The following is a 17,884-nucleotide window of genomic DNA, read 5'->3' as shown; positions in this document are numbered from 1 at the left end:
ACAAACATCCTCTCGCCCAACAGCACCGCTGTCAGGACTCAAGGTGTCCGGCATCCGGGGGCAACTCCAGTGCGACTCGTGACGGGACCACCCCACACCCCAAACACGCACGCAACAGCACCCCGCCCAGACCAACAGGCGTGCCATCAACCCGCGCACGGCGCTGGACCCCCGATCAGATTGCCGGGGGTCCGGGGGCAGAGCCCCTGGGGGAACCACAAAACCGCCAGCCGCCAACGAAACATGGGGACGCTACGGGCAGAGCGCGCACACCGCAGGCTCACGCAGGCGTCCCCCCGATCCGGGAACCCCTACATCTCAACGTACTCACGGGGTCCGACAAGATCATTCCTTGGCAAGCTCGTCCAACACGGACTGCAGATCAGAAGCCAGCACAGGCACCAAAAACGCCGCAGCCACCCGATGATCCTTGTCCACAACGAACGTAGAAGGAACCGTATTAGCCGGAACCCCCTTGAAAACATTGATAAAACTACGAGAAGAAGCGTCGTAAATGGACGGATACGTCAAAGACCGATCCCGCATGAAGTCCCGAGGATGATCCTTCGACGTCTCCTTGACGTCGACCCCGATAACCTGAGTCCCAGCGTCAAAAATCTTCTGCATCTCAGGCGCCTCAGTACGACAGGGCCCACACCAGGCACCCCAGATGTTGATCACAACGGGCTTCCCGGCGTAGTCGGACAACCGAACCGTCTGACCGTCCGACATCAGGGACTCCCCTTCGAGCCCCTTCAACTCCTTGCGCTCAGAAGCCGCATACCGGATCTTCACCTGCCCACCGGGCGCAACGAGGTAGAAGTCGCCCGCACCGATCTGGGCAGCGTCCTTCCCGACCGTGCAGCCGGAGAGCAAAAGCAACAACACCAGCAACCGCTTCATGCCCCGGTCACCCGAGGATTGGTAGCCCCCACAGGCTCCGAGTAAGCGATCCTCACCAGCTGCTCACCCTCGAAGATCAACGAGGTCAAGGAGGCCAGCGAGCACTCCCGGCGCCGCGGGTCGTGCCACATCCGCTTGCCCTCCAAGAACCGCCGCACGGTCCAAATGGGCAACTGGTGCGACACGCAGACGGCCTCATGCCCCTCAGCGGCAGCACGAGCCTTCTGCACGGCACCGAACATCCGGTGCGCGATCTCGATGTACGGCTCGCCCCACGACGGCTTGAACGGGTTCACCAGCTTCGGCCAGTGCTGCGGCGACCGCAGAGCACCGTCCCCCACCGCGACCTTCAGCCCCTCGAACTGGTTGTCCGCCTCGATCAACCGGTCGTCGGTGGCCAGCTCGAGACGATGGGAGTCGGCGATCGGCGCCGCGGTCTGCTGCGCCCGCTCCAACGGCGACGCGACGACGTGCACGATGTCGTGGTCGGCCAGGAACTCGGCGACGGTGAGCGCCTGCTTCTGGCCGCGCTCGGACAGCTTGAAGCCGGGGATGCGGCCGTACAGGATGCCTGTCGGGTTGTGCACCTCACCGTGGCGGAGCAGGTGGACGACGGTGCGGGTCACTTGCGGGCCTCCTTGGCGGCGCGGGCCGCGTGGGGCAGCGCGTCGGCGATCACGGCGAACTCCTCTTCACCCATGGCGGCGTTGACGAACCAGGCCTCGAACGCCGACGGCGGGGCGTAGACGCCTCGTTCCAGCAGTGCGTGGAAGAACGGCGGGAAGCGCCACGTCTCGCACGCCTGCGCACCCGCGTAGTCCTTCACCTCTGAAGAACCGAAGAACACGCTCACCAGGTTCCCGGCGAACTGCACGCGGTGCTCGACACCGGCCTCGGTCAAGGCCGCGGTGAACAGCGCGCCCAGCCGTGTGGCGTTGCGGTTCAGCGCCACGTAAACCGCGTCGTCGGCCGCGCGCAACGTCGCCAGGCCTGCGGCCACCGCCACGGGGTTACCGGACAGCGTGCCCGCCTGGTAGACCGGGCCGGACGGGGCCAGGCGCGCCATCACGTCCGCGCGGCCGCCGAACGCCGCCGCGGGCAGGCCACCGGACATGACCTTGCCGAACGTGTAGAGGTCCCCGCGCACGCGCTCCAGGCCGAACCAGCCGGCGCGCGAGACGCGGAAGCCGGTCATGACCTCGTCCATGATCAGCAACGCGCCGTCGGCGTCGCAGATCTCGCGCAGGCCCGCGTTGAAGTCGGCGAGAGGCGCGACCGCGCCCATGTTGCCCGCCGCGGCCTCGGTGATGATGCAGGCGATCTCGCCGGGGTTCTCCGCGAACGCCGCCCGCACGGCCTCGATGTCGTTGTACGGCAGCACGATCGTGTCCGCGGCCTGCGCGCCCGTGACGCCGGGCGAGGTCGGCAGCCCCAGCGTCGCGACGCCGGAGCCGGCCTGCGCCAGCAGCGCGTCGACGTGGCCGTGGTAGCAGCCGGCGAACTTGATGACCTTGCGCCGCTCGGTGAAGCCGCGCGCCAGACGGATCGCGCTCATCGTGGCCTCGGTGCCCGAGTTGACCAGGCGCACCTGGCGGACCGGCTCGACGCGATCGACGAGCTCGGCCGCGAGCTCGATCTCACCCTCGGTCGGCGTGCCGAACGACAGACCGAAAGCAGCCGCCTTCTGCACGGCCTCGACCACGGACGGGTGGGCGTGCCCGAGGATCATCGGGCCCCACGAGGCCACCAGGTCGACGTACCGGTTGCCGTCCGCGTCCCACAGGTGCGGACCCTCGCCACGAACCATGAAGCGCGGGGTGCCGCCGACGGAGTGGAACGCCCGCACCGGAGAGTTGACCCCGCCGGGGGTCAGCGTCGACGCGCGCTCGAACAGGGCCTGGGATCGACTCGCAGTCACGTACCCCAGTCTCACACGTCGGCTTCAGCGGCTTTCTGCGGCCGGGTGCGCAAGGCCAGCACGACCTGCCGCACCGCGTCGAGCCCGAGGAGCACGGCCAGCGTCATCGCGCCGGCGGCGGTGCCCAGCCAGTTGCCGTGATAGCGCGTGGAGATCAACGGCTCACGGCCGTCGATCGGGTAGGCGAGCCGCACGACGCCGCGGTTCCAGCACCACACGGCGGCGATTACCAGCAGGACGATCGCGACGACCTCGCCGGCGGCGATGAGCCACCGCTTGGGCTGGTGCAGGCTCGGGCCGGCGGGCGGAACGGCGTCCGGCTCGTGCTCCGGCACCGTGTCCGTCTCTGGCTCGGTAGCGGCCTCTGTCACGTTGCTCACCCTCTCACGACCCGCCGCAGCGCCGCGAGGAAGGCTTCGGGATCGCGCGCCCATCCCAGCACCACCGTGCCGTCGAGCAGCCGCAACGGCACCGCTGTCGTGCCCTTCGGCACCGACCAGCCACCGCCGAGCACCCGCGCACCGGTCGGCGCACCGACGTCGCGGCAGGCCTCGATCATCGCGACCGGCAGCTTCTCCCGCCCGAACTGGGCCTCCTCGGCCGTCAGCACGACGCTGCCGGTCTTCACCCGGCCGTACACCCACAACACCGCGCCGAGCGTCAGACCGAGCCCCACGATCGTCCACAGCGCCACGGACGCCGGCCCGGTGATGAGCTCGATCAGGTACCCGGCGACCGCGAACGCAGGTCCCCACAGAAGCGGCCACCAGCTGCTGCCGGACTCGCGGTACAGCACTACCGCACGTACTTGTTCGACGCCGGGAGGAACTGCAGCGTCACGGCCGCGATGGTCAGCCCGATCACCACGATGCTGATCGTCACGGCCGGCTGCCACACGTGCGACGCCAACGCGATGAGCATGATCGCGATCATCGACAGGAACCCGAGCACACCGAGGATCGTGAGCAGGATCCGCGCCCAGTTCTGGCCGTTGCGCAGCACGATCGCGAACGCGACGTACGGCGCGGCGGCGACGAGCATGGCGAAGCCGAACATCAACGCCATGGCCCGCAAGCCGAACTCGCCTGCTTGCCGCTCCTCGGCGGTGACGAGCGCACCGTCCCGGTTGAGGAAGTAGTCGGCGTTGGTGAGCAGCATCACCGGGACCACCGCGACGGACAGCACCGCGCCCGCGATCCAGATCCACATCGCGGCGGTGATCGTGGGCGGCCTCGGTGGCGCCAGCTCCTGCGGCAGCACGGGTGCGAGCGGTGTCATGGAGAAGCTCGCCTGACCGACGTGGCTCACCTGGTAGTGCCCGCCGTGGTCCGGCGTCACCGGGTAGGAGCCCGCAGGGTTCTGCCACTGCGCGTTGTCCGGGTTCTGCCACGGGCCGGGGTTCTGCGGATCGGTCACTGCTCACGCACCTCCGCGAGCCACTGTGCCGTACGCGACTGCCACGTGAAGACGATTGCGACGCAGATGAGCAGCAGTGTGACCAGGTTCGCCGCGCTGACCCCGAGGAACAGGATCCAGATCATGTGCACGATCGAGATGACCGACAGCGCGACCCGCGCCCAGTTCTTGCGGCGCAGGAACGCGCGGGTCAGCCACGCGTACGCCGCGGCGAAGATCACCGCGACCACCGTCAGCGTCACCAGGAAACTCGTGACCTGGTCCGACGACCACTTGGTCAGCTCCTGCACATGCCCGCGCTGAAACCACAGTCCCACAACGGTGAACAGGACGAACACGGCGGTCGCGAGCCACAGCCCGACGGCGATGCGGACCGGCTTCGGAGCGTCGTTCACGACGTCTGCTCGTGCTCGGCCAGGTAGTCGGCAGACTGGCGGAAGTAGAACAGCACCAGGCCGGAGACGGCGACCAGCGCCGTCACGATGCCGAGCGTGCTCGTGAGCATCTGGAAGAACAGGCCGATCAGCAACGTGATCATCAGGCCCGTGCGGCTCTTCCTCACGCCGTCGCGGACCTTGCCCGCCAACCACACCGCGAGCCCGGCGAGCACGACCGTCACCACCAGCGAGACGATCAGCAGGCCGTTGAGCGTCGAGGCGATCATGTCCCGGGTGATCTTCGGGTCCTTGTTGGCCTGAACGGCAGCTTCGATCAGCTGCTGTTTGTTGAGCAGCACGTACAACGCGGCCAGCACGCCGAGCGCGGAGCCGGTCACGACGAGCCAGTAGCCCGCGGTGATCGTGCCGGGGGTGCCCGATTTCTTCGGAGACGTCACGATCGCGAACTTAGGACCGCAGGAAGTCGCTGTCCACCACGACTCGCGTCCTGAAGTGCGCGGACACCCGGTACATCAGCACGATCGCGGTCGCGTCGAGCACCGTCGTGACGACCGTGACGGCCAGGTCGGCAGGCCGCATCGCCACCCCGAGCGCCGCGGCGGTCCCGCTGCCGAACGCGACCAGCCGGAACAGTCCGAACGCGACGGAGGCGGCGCCGAGGACCGTCAGCACGATCCTGGCCCAGTTGCGCCCACGCGCCATCGCGTTCGCCAGCCGCGTGTACGCGACGAGGATCACGGTCGCGATCAGCAGGCCGAACAGGATCCCGCCGTTGACGCCCGAGTCGATCTGGTCCTGGCCGAGCGCCGGGTTCTGCCTGCGCGCCTCGGCCACGAGCGTCTCGCGGTCGAAGAGCTGCGCGACGAACCGAGCCATGCCGACGCCCGCGCTGGCGATCCACAACCAGCGCGAGACGTTGATCAGCTTCGGTGCGGGAGCAGGGATCAGCGGTCGAGCCACCGCGCCGCTTCCACGGCCCAGTACGTCAGCACGATGTCCGCACCCGCACGCCGGATGGCCGTGAGCGACTCGAGGATCGAGCGCTCGCGGTCGATCCAGCCGTTCGCGGCGGCGGCTTCGATCATCGCGTACTCGCCCGAGATCTGGTACGCCGCAACGGGAACGTCCGAGATCTCGGCGACGGTCTTCAGCACGTCCAGGTACAGCAGCGCCGGCTTGACCATGACCATGTCCGCGCCCTCGGCGAGGTCCAGCTGCACCTCGCGGATCGCCTCACGGCCGTTCGCGGGGTCCTGCTGGTAGGTCTTGCGGTCGCCGACGAGCTGCGACTCCACGGCGTCGCGGAACGGGCCGAAGAACGCAGAGGCGTACTTGACCGAGTAGGCGAGGATGCCGGTGTCCTGCAGGCCAGCCTCGTCCAGCGCGCTGCGGATGAAGCCGATCTGGCCGTCCATCATCCCGCTGGGGCCGACGACGTGAGCACCGGCGCGCGCCTGGGCCACGGCCATCTCGCCGTAGAGCTCGAGCGTGGCGTCGTTGTCGACCGTGCCGTCGGCCGCGAGCACGCCGCAGTGGCCGTGATCGGTGAACTCGTCGAGGCAGCAGTCCGACATGAGAACCGTGCTGTCGCCCAGCTCCGAGCGGAGATCAGCCAAAGCGACGTTGAGGATGCCGTCCGGGTCGGTCGCGCCGGAGCCGACGGCGTCGCGCTCGGCGGGGACGCCGAACAACATGATGCCGCCGACGCCTGCCTGCACGGCCTCGACAGCGGCTTTGCGCAGCGAGTCACGGGAGTGCTGCAGGACGCCGGGCATGCTGCCGATCGCGGCGGGCTCGGTCAGACCTTCTTTGACGAACATCGGCAGCACGAGCTGCCTCGGGCGCACGTCGGTCTCGGAGACCAGGCGGCGCATGGCGGGCGTCGTGCGGAGACGCCTCGGCCGGTGAAGTGGGTACACGGCGGACTCCCTGCGGAGAGAGTCGAAGGGGCCACCCCACGATCTCGGATGGCCCCAACGGCTTGATGAACTAGCTGCGGCGCAGGCGCTTGGTCTTGCGCGGAGGAGGCAGCGCTCCCTCGGCGCGCAACCGGGCGGCGTGTGCGGCCAGCGCGTCGACCAGCGCGGGCACGTTCGCCTCCTCGGGCTGCACGTCGACACGGAGGCCGAACTCCCGCGCCGTCTCGGCGGTCTGCGGGCCGATGCACGCGACGAGCGTGCGGGCGTGCGGCTTGCCCGCGATGCCGACCAGGTTCCGCACGGTCGACGACGAGGTGAAGCACACCGCGTCGAAGCCACCGGACTTGATCATCTCGCGGGTCTCGGCGGGCGGCGGGGCCGCACGCACGGTGCGGTACGCCGTCACGTCGTCGATCTCCCAGCCACGTTCGCGCAGGCCGGCGGCCAGCGTCTCGGTGGCGATGTCGGCCCGCGGCAGCAGCACGCGGTCGACCGGGTCGAGGATGTCGTCGTAGGGCGGGAAGTCGTTGAGGAGACCCTCGCTCGACTGCTCACCCGACGGCACGAGCTCGGGGATGATGCCGAACGAGCGCACCTTCGCGGCCGTGGCCTCGCCGACGCAGGCGATCTTCACGCCGGAGAACGCACGCGCGTCCAGACCGAACTCGCGGAACTTCTCCCACACCGCGCGAACGGCGTTGGTCGAGGTGAAGACGACCCACTGGTAGCGGCCGTCGACCAGACCCTTGACCGAACGCTCCATCTGCGCGGGGCTGCGCGGCGGCTCGACCGAGATGGTCGGCACCTCGACGGCGATGGCGCCGTGCGAGTGCAGACGCTCGCTCATCGCACCGGCCTGCTCCTTGGTCCGCGGGACCAGCACGCGCCAGCCGTACAGCGCCCGCGACTCCCACCAGGAGAGCTTCGAACGCGCGGCAGCGGCGGCACCGACCGTGACGACCAGCGGGCCGCCCAGCTCACCGGCGTCGGCGGCGACGGCCGCCAGCGTGGTGTCGATGGTGCGCTGCTGGAATCCGGTGCCCTCGGCGGTCACGGCGACCGGGGTCTGCGGCGCGAGGCCGTTCTCGACCAGGTTCGACGCGGCCTCCGCGAGGTGCGAGCCGGTCGCGTGCAGCACGAGCGTCCCGGGCGCGGCGGCAAGGCCTGCCCAGTCCGTCACCGCGCGCACGTCGACCTCGGTGTGCACGCCACCGAGTGCGACACCCGCGTACGCCGGAACCGCGGTGCCCGAGGGCACGCCGGGTACGACGTCGAACGGGATCGTCGACTTCGCGACGGCCTGCGCTTCCTTCACGACCGAGTCGAGGGTGAGCGGGTCACCCGCGACCAGGCGCACGACGGTAGCGCCGTTGCGCGCCTCGGCCACCAGGTCCTTGGCAACGTCGGCGGCCTCGCCTACGGCGGGGCGGACCTCGACTCCCTCGGCCACGGTCGCGAGGACGTCCGAGGGGACGTCTGGATCGGTGACCACGAGTTCAGCCCTGGTGAGCAAGTCGTGGGCCCGGACCGTGAGCAGCCCGGTGTCGCCTGGGCCGGAGCCCACGAAGGCGATGCGTCCGGGGGTCTTGCGTGCGCGGGTCATCAGGGCACTCCCCATCGATTACGCCTCTGGGCCGCTGAGCACTGCGGCCCCGAGGTCGAGCAACTCGGCGGCCAGCGCCCGGCCGAGTCCCTCAGCTTCGGTCAAGTCACCGGTGGCGGACGCGCGGAGGAGATCGTTCTCCGGCGTCGCAGCGACCCCGCGCAGAGAAAGCCGATACACGACCTTCCCATCGTCGTCGAGGTCTTCCACCACATCGGCCAGCGCGCCGACCGGCGCGCTGCAGCCCGCCTCGAGTGCGGCCAGCATGGCGCGCTCGGCGGTCACAGCGGCCCGGCTGGCCGAGTCGTCCAAAGTGGACTGGATCAGGTGCTCGGCGTCGACGTCGTCGACCCGGCACTCGACTGCCAACGCGCCCTGTGCGGGCGCGGGAAGCATCTGGATGGGCTCCAGGTTCTCGGTGATCTCGCTCGTGCGACCGAGGCGCGCGATGCCGGCACGGGCCAGCACCACGGCGTCGAGCTCGCCGTTGCGAACCTTGCCGATGCGCGTGTCCACGTTGCCGCGCAACGGAACGATGTTCAGCCCGAGGCCCAACGCCTCCAGCTGCGCGGCACGGCGCGGGGATCCGGTGCCCACAGTGGACCCAGGCGGCAGCTCGCCCAGCGTGAGGCCGTCGCGCGCCACGAGAGCGTCGCGCGGGTCTTCACGCTGAGGCACCGCCGCGAGCACCAGACGGGGGTCCGGCGCGGTCGGGAGGTCCTTGTAGGAGTGGACGGCGACGTCGATCTCGTCGTTCGCGAGCGCGTCGCGCAGCGCGGACGTGAACACGCCGATGCCGATCTGCGCGATCGGGGCGTCGGAGAGGTCACCCGGCGTCTTGATGACGACGATCTCGACCTGAGCTCCGGCAGCCTTGAGCGCCTCGGCCACGGTCCCCGTCTGGGCGAGCGCCAATGCGCTGCCACGGGTACCGATCCGTAGGGTGCGGGTCACCGCGTTTCACCATCCACAGAAGCTTGCTTGGTCTGACTGACAACCCCAGGCGACTGGGGGTCGAGCCCGAACAGTTCGCGGAGAGCCTCCGCGTAGCCGGTACCACCAGGTGCGGAGGCGAGCTCCTTCACCCGGACGGTCGGCGTGTGCAGGAGCTTGTCTACAACGCGGCGCACCGTCTTGGCCAATTCACCGCGTGTCGCGGCGTCCAGTTCGGGAAGTCGCGAATCGAGACGGAGCAGCTCGGCGTCGACCACCTCGGCCGCCCGCTTGCGCAGGGCCGTGACGGTCGGCGTGACCTCCGCGGAGCGCTGGCTCGCGAGGTAGGCCTTGACCTCACTGGCGACGAGCTGGGCGGCCATCCGCGCGTCCACGCCCGCAGGGGCGTCCGAGAGGCGCCGCTGCAGCGTTTCCAGGTCCACCACACGAACGTTCGGCAGCTCGGCCGCGGCCGGGTCGACGTCCTTGGGCAGGCCCAGGTCGCACACGACCAGCGGCCGCGAGCGCTTGGTGATCATGTCCGCGCGGACGACCGTGTCGACCGACCCGGTGCACGCGAAGACGATGTCCGCGAGATCGATTTCGACGGCCAGCGCGGTGAGGTCGACAGCCGTCGCGGGGACGCCCTCCGCCTTCAGCGACGTGGCGAGACGCACACCGTTGGCCTGCGTCCGGTTCGCGATGACGACCTCGCCGTGCCCGCCCTGCGCAGGTGCGCGGCGGCCAGGCCACCCATGGCGCCCGCGCCGACGAGCAGCGCGCGCTTGCCCACGAGAGTGCCCAGCTCGGCCTCGGCGTCACCGAGCGCCTCGGACACGACCGACGCACCCGCGTGGTCGATGCCCGTCTCGGTGTGCACGCGCTTGCCGACGCGCAGCGCGTTCTGGGTGAGCTCGTGGACGGTCTTGCCGACGGTGCCCGCCTCGTCCGCCGCCGCGTACGCACCGCGCAGCTGGCCGAGGATCTGGGACTCGCCGACGACCATCGAGTCGAGGCCGGCCGCGACGGAGAACAGGTGCTCGACGGCAGCGGCGGCGTAATGCACGTAAAAGTGCTCGTACAGCGACTGGGCGTCGACCTGGGCGTGCTGCGCCAGGACCTCGACGACCTCGGACATGCCGCCGTGGAACGACTCGACGACGGCGTAGACCTCGACCCGGTTGCAGGTCGACAGGACCATCGCCTCGGAGACGCTGGGGGCGGCGAGCAGCTGACCGAGCACCTTGGGCAGGTTCGGCTCGGCCACGGTGACGCGTTCCAGGACCGGGACCGGGGCGGTGCGGTGCGACAGACCGACTACGAGCACACTCATGCACTCACCACGTCTGCCGGAGCCGTCTGGCTCACGCTCACGGGCGAATCACCATCCCGTCCACACCGAGTCCGTTGTTGTCGACCGAGACGCTCGCAGCCTCGTCCGCACGTCGAGCGACGTGGAACGACAGGATCTGCATCTCGACCGCCAAGTCAACCTTGCGCACCTCGACGTTGTCTGGAACCTGAAGGACAACTGGTGCAAAGTTCAGAATGCACTGCACGCCCGCAGATACCAAACGGTCGCAAACCGACTGAGCGGCGGGCGGCGGCGTCGCGATGACGCCGATCGACACCTCGCGCTCGAGGCAGATCGCGGTGATCTCGTCGATGTGGTTGACAGGTATGCCCCCAACAGGCACTCCGATGAGATCGGCGTCCACGTCGAAGAGCGCGGTGACCGGGAACCCGCGGCCGGGGAAGCCCCCGTAGTTGGCCAGAGCGTGACCAAGGTTACCGATGCCGACGACGGCCACGGAGTGGTTGCGGGTGAGCCCGAGGATCCGCTCGATGTGGCTCACGAGGACCTCGACGTCGTACCCGACGCCCCTCGTGCCGTAGGAGCCGATGTAGCTCAGATCCTTGCGGAGCTTGGCCGCGTTGACGCCCGCCGCCTGGCTGAGCTCTTCGCTGGAGACGGCGTTCACACCCTGGTCGGCCATGCCCGACAGCACGCGGAGGTACACGGCGAGCCTGGCCACCGCCGCCTCGGGAATCGCGCGAGCGCGCTCCCTGTCGGCAGGCTCCAGAGGGGTGGTGGTCGTCTCACCTTCGCCCCGCTGTGATGCCACGCTCTCCGACCTCCGGGTGTGCTTCACCGCGGGGACCCCGCGGTGCTGGTGATGTACACACCGTACCGCTTGTGAACGGATGCACAAAGTCGGTGCTCGGGCGTCACTGTGCTGGTCACAGGGCGTGACCAGCACCGGAGCGGTTCATGATCACTACGGGGTGAGCACCTACTCGACGGTGAAGGTGACCGAGTGCCACCCGGTGGCGCCGTCGGGAACCGGATCGAGCCGTGCCTGGTCCTGGGTGTAGCCCGACTTGTCGGTCGCGCGGCACTCGACCGTGTGACCACCGGGCCGCAGGTCCAGCTCGATCCGCCACATCCGCCACGTGGTGTCGCTGACGTCCGCCCCCAGCTCGGCTTCCTGCCACGGCCCGCCGTCCGCACGGACCTCGACCTTCGCGACGCCCTTCGGCTGCGCCCACGCCGTGCCCGCGACGACCGTCTTGCCCCGGATCTTGCCGAAGCCCTTCGGCCGGTCGATCCGCGACATCGTCTTGATCGGGGCCCTGACCGCCCAGCCGCGCGGAATCCAGTAGCCCTGTTCCTTCGCGAACGTGGTGACGTTGAGATCGGTGACCCACTTGGTCGCGGAAACGTAGCCGTACAAACCGGGCACCACGAGCCGCGCGGGAAATCCGTGCTCGGCCGGCAGCGGCTCACCGTTCATGCCGATCGCGATCAGGCCGCGTTCCAGGACGTAGTCGAGCGGGCTTCCCGCGGTGAACCCCTCGTCGCTGGTGCTGAACAGCTGGTCCGCGCCCGCCTTCACGCCGGCTTCCCTGAGCACGTCACCGATCCTGATGCCGATGAAGTCGGCCGTGGAGATGTACGGGCCGCCGACCTCGTTCGAGACGCAGGTCAGGGTGACCCTCTCCTCGACCAGGTCCCGCTGGCGGATCTCGTCGAACGTGAGCACGGTCGGGCGCTCGACCATGCCGTGGACCCGCAACGTCCACTCCTCTGCCCGGATCCTCGGCACGCTCAGCGCCGTGTCGATCCGGTAGAAGTCCTCGTTGCTCGTGATGAAGCTCGGGGTGCCGTCCTTGACGAAGTCGGCGTTGACCGGGACCTCGGGCGCCTGGTCCTGGGCGTGATTGCGCCGACGGCCCTGCGCGAGCCCTCCACGTCCGTCCTGGCGCCCAGGAGCTGGCCCGCGACGCCTGCGGTCACGGCCAGCCCCGCCGTGACCAGGAAGTCACGCCTGGAGCCGTTCTCCTCGGTCTCTTTGTGCAGGTAGCGGAACACGTAAAGGCCGGCGGCGAGGCTGGCCAGAGGCGCGAGTACGGCGAGCTGGCCGACGTCCGGTCTGGTGACGACGGCAGCGACGCCGACGAGACCCAACAGGATCGCCACGGCGGATCCCGGCGTGGGGCTGTTCCGGCTGGCCAGTCCGGCCGCGACGCCGATGCCCGCCAGGACCAGGGCCATGCCGATGAGCAGCACGAGCTTGTCGTAGGTGCCGAACGTGGTGACCGCGAAGTCCTTCAGCCACGACGGCGTGAGGTCGATCGCGGCGTTGCCCACAGCCAGGTACGGCGAGGCGCTGATGCCCACGAAGGCCGCCACCAGATGCCCGGCCGCCAGCGCGGCGATGATCGCGAGCAGTCCGGTGAGCGCTGCCTTGACGGGCTTCATGCCTCCAATTCGACACCCAGGTGCACCTGGTTCGCTCAGGTCGTAAGGCCCCGGTAATCAACTACTCGGCGAGAGCCGCCCGCAGGCGGTCCTCCTCGACCTTCCAGTAGCCGTGCTCGGCACCGTCCACCAGGAACACCGGCACCCGGTCGCCGTACTCGGCACGCAGCTCCGGATCGGAGTCGACGTCCTCGACGGACCAGGTGGCACCCAGGTCCGCGCAGATCCGCTCGATCTCGACCGCCGCCACCTCGCAGGCGTGGCACGACACCCGGCTCATCAACGTCACGTGGTGGGTCATCGGTCAGGCTCCCAACGGCTTGCGCAGCACGGCGCGCGCCAGCTTGCCCGTCGGCGAGTGCGGCAGGGCGGGGACGAACTCCACCGACGTCGGCACCTTGAACTTCGCCAATCGCGCGGCACAGTGCGACACGACGTCCTCGACCGACACCGTGGCCCCGTCCCGCAGCACCACGACGACCTTCACCGACTCACCGGTCTTCTCGTCCGGCACCCCGACAGCAGCGGCCTCCACGACGGCCGGCATCTCACCGACGACCTGCTCGACCTCGTGCGGATAGACGTTGAACCCGTTCACGATGATCAGGTCACCAGCACGGTCCACCAGGTGCAGGTCACCGTCCGAGTCGATGAACCCGACGTCACCCGTGCGGAACCACCCGGAAGAATCGGGCCCGTGCGCCCCGTCCGGCCAGTAGCCGCTGAACAGGTTGTCGCCCTTCGCAGACACCAGGCCGGTACCCGGCTCGTCCTCGTCGATGTCGAGCACCGACCCGTCGGTGTCGACCAGCCGGATCTCGACGCCCGGCAGCGCCTGCCCGACGGCTCCCGGCTTCGGCACGCCTCCGACCAGCGTGGACGTGAGCACCGGCCCGGTCTCGGTCAGCCCGTACCCCTCGTAGATCGGGATGCCGATGGCCGCACGCATCTCGTCGATGACGCCCGCCGGGAGCGGGGCGGCGCCGGAGGTGAAGAGCCGGACCGTGGCCAGCTTCTCGCGCAGCACCTCGATCGGGTTCGCCAGCAGCGCCCGGTACATGGGCGGCACACCGACCATCGTCGTGACGCGGTGCTGCTCGATGACGTCCAAAGCAGAAGAAGGCTCGAAGCGCTCCAGCAGGACGGCCGTGGCGCCCGCGCCCGCCACCTGCAGCAGGCCGGGGCCGAGGCCGTAGACGTGGAACAACGGCAGCGCGAGCAGCACCCGGTCGCCCGCGGTCACGGGTGCGGGGCGCAGCGCGGCGCACTGCGAGACGTTGGCCAGCAACGCGCGGTGGGACAGCATCGCGCCGCGCGGCACGCCGGACGTGCCGGAGGTGTAGCCGAGCACCGCGAGGTCCTCACCGCCGCGGACCGCCTCGAAGGGCTCACCGACAGCGGAAACGTCAGGAACGTCGAGCACGGTGGCGTCGGAACCCTCACCGTCGCCGACCAGGAGCGCCGCTCCGGAGTCAGCCAGGATGCGCTGCAGCTCGCGCGACGGGTTGCCGGGGCCGGTGGGCACCACGACGCCGCCCGCGCGCAGGATCCCGAAGACCGCGACCACGAACTCGGGGCTCGTGGGCAGCCGTACCGCCACTCGGTCGCCTGGTTCGAGACCGGAATCGGCCAAACGGCGGGCGAAAGCATCAACCGCACCGTCGATGGTTTCCCACGTGAGGCTCTTTCCGCTCGCCACGTCGACCAGAGCGACGTGGCTGGGTCCCCGCTGTGCCGAAGCACGGACCAGATCTGAGACATTGCGAGCGGAAGTCAACACGGCCTCCTCATGAACAACTGGACGCTTCGAGCAGTCTTCCACGCGTGGCGCGCGTCACGAAGCCGCGGTTGATACGTCTCCACTTCGCAACCCCGTCCGCTACCTACTACGGAGTAACAACACGTATGCTGCCGCCACGGCGACTCTGTGGAGGTGCCGCCAGCCGATGACCGCACGGGCACGACCGACCACGATCAGGACCACCCGGACCATGACGGGAGGTCAGCACGACAACGCCGGCGACGAGCCGTGGGAGCTCGTCAAGGCCGCCCAAGAGGGTGACACCGAGGCGTTCGGAGTGCTGTACGACAAGTACGTCGACATGGTGTTCCGTTATGTCCTCTTCCGGGTGGGCGGCGATCGTGCGTTCGCCGAGGACGTGACGAGCGAGACGTTCCTACGTGCCCTACGGAGCATCGGTTCGGTCAGCTACCAGGGCCGCGACGTCGGGGCGTGGTTCGTGACGATCGCCCGCAACATCGTGTTCGACCACGTGAAGTCCAGCCGGTACCGGCTCGAGGTCACCACCGCCGAGCTCCAGGACAACCGCGAGGAGACGAGCGGTCCGGAACAAGAAGTCATGACCGAAGCGACCAACGCGGAGCTGCTCCGGTGCGTTTCCCAGTTGGGTGACGATCAGCGCGAATGCATCGTGCTGAGGTTCATCGAAGGCAAGTCGGTTTCGGAGGTCGCGCAGCTCATGGACCGCAACGAGGGCGCCGTGAAGGCGCTGCAACACAGGGCCGTTCGGCGGCTCGCACAGATTCTTCCGTCGTGGCTGCGGTGATAACGATCGCAGACGCGTAACCCAAAGCAGATCAACTTCGTTACTCGGGCTGAGATGGACGGCAAGGGAAGAACACCGCGGTGGCGGCACACGGAGCACGAGCGATTCGCCCGTGCCGTTGAAGGCGGCCCTCAGCCGGTGGGCGGCGACGACTTCGCTGAGGATCTCGCGATCGTCGAACTGCTCCGGCGCATGGACGTCGGCCCGGACGCCGAGGCGCGCGAGCGCATGAAGCAGCGCATCCTCACCGCGCCCCCACCCGAGAAGCCATTGGTGCTCTCGTCTGTAAGACGCGTGGGAGCGCGCGCACGATTAGCAGTCGCAGCGGCCGCGGTGCTCTGCTTGCTGATGTCGCTCGCCGGCATGAGCGTGCTGCTCAGCCGTGACGCGCTCCCGGGAGACCCGCTCTACGGAATCAAACGCACCACGGAAGGCGCTTCCCTCGGCCTGACCTTCGACGACGAGTCCCGCGCGCTCAAACACCTGGAGTTCGCCGCGTCCAGGGTCACCGAGATGGAGACCCTGGCCGACCGCGCCTCCGGTCCGTCCGCCCAGCTCACGGCCCTGGCCGACCTGGACGCCGACGCGGTGGAAGGCGCCCGCCAGCTCACCACGTACGCGACCGCGGCCGACGAAAGCGCGCTGCCAGCCCTGCGCGACTGGGCACTGGCCCAGTACGTGAAGCTCGGCACGCTGCGCCCCCGCCTGCCAGAAGACGCAGGCGCCCACGCCGACACGACGATGTGGCTGCTCGCAAGCATCGCCCAACGCGCCCACGACCTGGCCGCCCGCTCCGACTGCAGCGCCCTGACCAGCGGTTCCTCCGACACCCTCGGCCCACTACCGTCCAAGGACGAGTGCGCCTCAGCCGTCACGGACCCGAACTCGTCGTCCGGCCGCAACCCGTCCTCGGTGCCGCCAACCCCCTCGGGCCAGCCCGGACAGCCGGGCTCGGCAACCCCGTCCACACAGCCCACCCAATCCGCTGTCCCCGGCGCCTCGACCCCGCCGACGTCACAGCCAGGCACCTCCACGCCACCGACGTCGGGCAAGCCCGGAATCACGATTCCCTTGCCGTTGCCGCTGCCCAGCATCTCGCTACCGCTGCTTCCCGGCATCAGCTTCGGCTGAGTCGAGGGCTTGCAGCCGGACCTGATCGCTAGGCTTGTGACATGGCAAGCAACCGTGAGATGGAGAGCGACCGGCTGGCCCAGCTCGCCGGCGAGGCATCAGCTGAGGCGGCAATCCAGGCTGCCGCGGCGGCGCCCGAGCTCGAAGCCTCGCTGGTGGTGCCCACAGACCTGACCGCAGCCGCGTTCTTCGACGTCGACAACACGATGATGATGGGTGCGTCGATCTTCCACTTCGCCCGAGGCCTGGCCGCGCGCAAGTACTTCTCCTCGTCCGACCTGGCAGGCTTCGTCTGGCAACAGCTGAAGTTCCGAGTGGGCGGCCGCGAAGACCCGGCCTCAGTCAAAGCCTCGAGAGAGCAGGCCCTCTCCTTCGTGGCAGGCCGCAGCGTCGCCGAACTGGTCTCCCTGGGCGAGGAGATCTTCGACGAACTGATGGCCGACCGCATCTGGAAGGGCACCCAGGCCCTCGCCCAAATGCACCTGGACGCAGGCCAACGCGTCTGGCTGGTCACAGCCACCCCAGTAGAACTGGCCCAAATCATCGCCCGCCGCCTGGGCCTGACCGGCGCCCTGGGCACAGTCTCGGAGTCAGAAGACGGCGTCTACACGGGCCGCCTGGTAGGCGACCTCCTGCACGGCAAGGCCAAGGCCCAAGCCGTCCGCTCCCTGGCCGCCAAAGAGGGCCTGGACCTGCGCCGCTGCACGGCCTACTCGGACTCCTCGAACGACGTCCCGATGCTCTCGGTGGTAGGCACGGCCGTAGCCGTAAATCCCGACTCGCAGCTGCGCGAGATCTCACGCCGCAAGGGCTGGGAAATCCGAGACTTCCGCACAGGCCGCAAGGCCGCCAAGATCGGCGTCCCGTCGGTCCTGGGCGCAGGAGCCCTGGCCGGTGCGGTAGCAGCCACGCTGGCATACCGACGCCGAGTGAAGTAGCGCTCCAAGTAGCACCCCCCGGTTGATCACGCGCAATGCCGGAGGCGAGCTGACCGCGAAGGCGAAGCCGAGCAGCACTTCACACACAACGTGGGTGGGGTGGTCCCGTCACGAGTCGTGCTGACGCGTCCTGCCGCGCCCGAGGGGATAGGTCAAGTCGACACGCTTTTCGTCGACTTGACCTATCCCCTCGGGTGTGGCTGCCTCCGTGCGACTCGTGACGGGACCACCCCACACCAACAGCACCACGCACGCAGCCGCAAGCCGCCAAAAGCAACAGGCGTGCCATCAACCCACGCGCGGCGCTGGACAGGTCTTTGATCAGATTGGCGGGGTCTGGGGCGGAGCCCCAGGGTTCCGGCAAAGTCGTGTTGGTGCTGGTCAGGGGTGGATTC

Annotated in this window: 18 protein-coding genes and 2 pseudogenes; 3 read left to right on the top strand and 17 right to left on the bottom strand. The window is 69.0% G+C overall.

Translation table 11 applies throughout. From position 1 onward, the window contains the following. Positions 1-345: 345 nt before the first annotated feature. The 17 genes and pseudogenes from FXN61_RS35050 to FXN61_RS34970 all read right to left on the bottom strand — a co-directional run bounded on the left by FXN61_RS35050 (position 346) and on the right by FXN61_RS34970 (position 14,633). Positions 346-903 (bottom strand): TlpA family protein disulfide reductase, encoded by a 558-nt coding sequence (locus tag FXN61_RS35050; RefSeq protein ID WP_167978238.1) that lies wholly within the window; start codon positions 901-903, stop codon positions 346-348. Beyond that, positions 900-1,529, bottom strand: coding sequence for a histidine phosphatase family protein (locus FXN61_RS35045; protein ID WP_167978237.1), 630 nt, complete (start codon positions 1,527-1,529; stop codon positions 900-902). The genes FXN61_RS35050 and FXN61_RS35045 overlap by 4 nt, the downstream gene beginning before the upstream one ends. Then, positions 1,526-2,821 (bottom strand): glutamate-1-semialdehyde 2,1-aminomutase, encoded by a 1,296-nt coding sequence (hemL, locus tag FXN61_RS35040; protein ID WP_167978236.1) that lies wholly within the window; start codon positions 2,819-2,821, stop codon positions 1,526-1,528. Before hemL ends, FXN61_RS35045 begins: the two co-directional genes overlap by 4 nt. An 11-nt stretch (positions 2,822-2,832) precedes the next feature. Continuing rightward, the gene (locus tag FXN61_RS35035) at positions 2,833-3,192 is read right to left on the bottom strand and encodes a hypothetical protein (RefSeq protein WP_167978235.1); all 360 of its coding nucleotides are present in this window, start codon (positions 3,190-3,192) and stop codon (positions 2,833-2,835) included. 5 nt (positions 3,193-3,197) lie between these two features. Further along, positions 3,198-3,617: a transport-regulating membrane protein Mce1N gene (gene mce1N / locus FXN61_RS35030; RefSeq protein ID WP_167978234.1), complete on the bottom strand. Its 420-nt coding sequence runs from the start codon at positions 3,615-3,617 to the stop codon at positions 3,198-3,200. Further along, the gene (locus tag FXN61_RS35025) at positions 3,617-4,237 is read right to left on the bottom strand and encodes a hypothetical protein (RefSeq protein WP_167978233.1); all 621 of its coding nucleotides are present in this window, start codon (positions 4,235-4,237) and stop codon (positions 3,617-3,619) included. The genes mce1N and FXN61_RS35025 overlap by 1 nt, the downstream gene beginning before the upstream one ends. Further along, complete coding sequence (locus FXN61_RS35020) at positions 4,234-4,632, bottom strand: hypothetical protein (RefSeq protein ID WP_167978232.1); 399 nt, start codon at positions 4,630-4,632, stop codon at positions 4,234-4,236. The genes FXN61_RS35025 and FXN61_RS35020 overlap by 4 nt, the downstream gene beginning before the upstream one ends. After that, on the bottom strand, positions 4,629-5,072 hold the full coding sequence (locus tag FXN61_RS35015; RefSeq protein WP_167978231.1) for a hypothetical protein: 444 nt from the start codon (positions 5,070-5,072) through the stop codon (positions 4,629-4,631). Before FXN61_RS35015 ends, FXN61_RS35020 begins: the two co-directional genes overlap by 4 nt. Positions 5,073-5,082: 10 nt before the next feature. Next, positions 5,083-5,595: a hypothetical protein gene (locus FXN61_RS35010; protein ID WP_167978230.1), complete on the bottom strand. Its 513-nt coding sequence runs from the start codon at positions 5,593-5,595 to the stop codon at positions 5,083-5,085. Continuing rightward, positions 5,580-6,554 carry a porphobilinogen synthase gene (gene hemB, locus FXN61_RS35005; protein ID WP_167978229.1) on the bottom strand — a complete coding sequence of 325 codons (975 nt, stop codon included), beginning with the start codon at positions 6,552-6,554 and terminating at the stop codon, positions 5,580-5,582. The genes FXN61_RS35010 and hemB overlap by 16 nt, the downstream gene beginning before the upstream one ends. A gap of 70 nt (positions 6,555-6,624) precedes the next feature. Then, positions 6,625-8,157 (bottom strand): bifunctional uroporphyrinogen-III C-methyltransferase/uroporphyrinogen-III synthase, encoded by a 1,533-nt coding sequence (locus tag FXN61_RS35000; protein ID WP_167978228.1) that lies wholly within the window; start codon positions 8,155-8,157, stop codon positions 6,625-6,627. Positions 8,158-8,175: 18 nt separating this feature from the next. Beyond that, positions 8,176-9,111, bottom strand: coding sequence for a hydroxymethylbilane synthase (gene hemC / locus FXN61_RS34995; protein ID WP_167978227.1), 936 nt, complete (start codon positions 9,109-9,111; stop codon positions 8,176-8,178). Further along, positions 9,108-10,423 (bottom strand): annotated as a pseudogene (locus tag FXN61_RS34990) (glutamyl-tRNA reductase). Before FXN61_RS34990 ends, hemC begins: the two are co-directional and overlap by 4 nt. Positions 10,424-10,460: 37 nt before the next feature. Then, on the bottom strand, positions 10,461-11,174 hold the full coding sequence (locus FXN61_RS34985; protein WP_188135824.1) for a redox-sensing transcriptional repressor Rex: 714 nt from the start codon (positions 11,172-11,174) through the stop codon (positions 10,461-10,463). Positions 11,175-11,384: 210 nt separating this feature from the next. Next, positions 11,385-12,853, bottom strand: a pseudogene (locus FXN61_RS34980) (molybdopterin-dependent oxidoreductase). Positions 12,854-12,914: 61 nt separating this feature from the next. Further along, on the bottom strand, positions 12,915-13,154 hold the full coding sequence (locus FXN61_RS34975; protein WP_167978225.1) for a glutaredoxin family protein: 240 nt from the start codon (positions 13,152-13,154) through the stop codon (positions 12,915-12,917). Positions 13,155-13,157: 3 nt separating this feature from the next. Further along, positions 13,158-14,633, bottom strand: a complete 1,476-nt coding sequence (locus FXN61_RS34970; protein WP_167978224.1) for an AMP-binding protein — start codon at positions 14,631-14,633, stop codon at positions 13,158-13,160. Positions 14,634-14,799: 166 nt separating this feature from the next. Here FXN61_RS34970 and FXN61_RS34965 point away from each other — a divergent pair, with 166 nt between their 5' ends. Genes FXN61_RS34965 through FXN61_RS34955 form a run of 3 tightly spaced genes read left to right on the top strand, consistent with a single transcriptional unit; the run spans position 14,800 to position 17,489 of the window. After that, positions 14,800-15,420: a sigma-70 family RNA polymerase sigma factor gene (locus FXN61_RS34965; RefSeq protein ID WP_167978223.1), complete on the top strand. Its 621-nt coding sequence runs from the start codon at positions 14,800-14,802 to the stop codon at positions 15,418-15,420. A 54-nt stretch (positions 15,421-15,474) separates the two neighbouring features. Beyond that, complete coding sequence (locus tag FXN61_RS54740) at positions 15,475-16,551, top strand: DUF5667 domain-containing protein (RefSeq protein ID WP_167978222.1); 1,077 nt, start codon at positions 15,475-15,477, stop codon at positions 16,549-16,551. Between the two features lie 41 nt (positions 16,552-16,592). Next, positions 16,593-17,489, top strand: coding sequence for an HAD family hydrolase (locus FXN61_RS34955; protein WP_167978221.1), 897 nt, complete (start codon positions 16,593-16,595; stop codon positions 17,487-17,489). The last annotated feature ends 395 nt before the right edge of the window (positions 17,490-17,884 follow it).

Origin of the sequence: Lentzea indica, assembly GCF_012184385.1 — a bacterium.
GTDB lineage: Bacteria > Actinomycetota > Actinomycetes > Mycobacteriales > Pseudonocardiaceae > Lentzea > Lentzea indica.
Note: the sequence above shows the minus strand (reverse complement) of the source record. Positions and strands in the feature narration are given on the sequence as shown.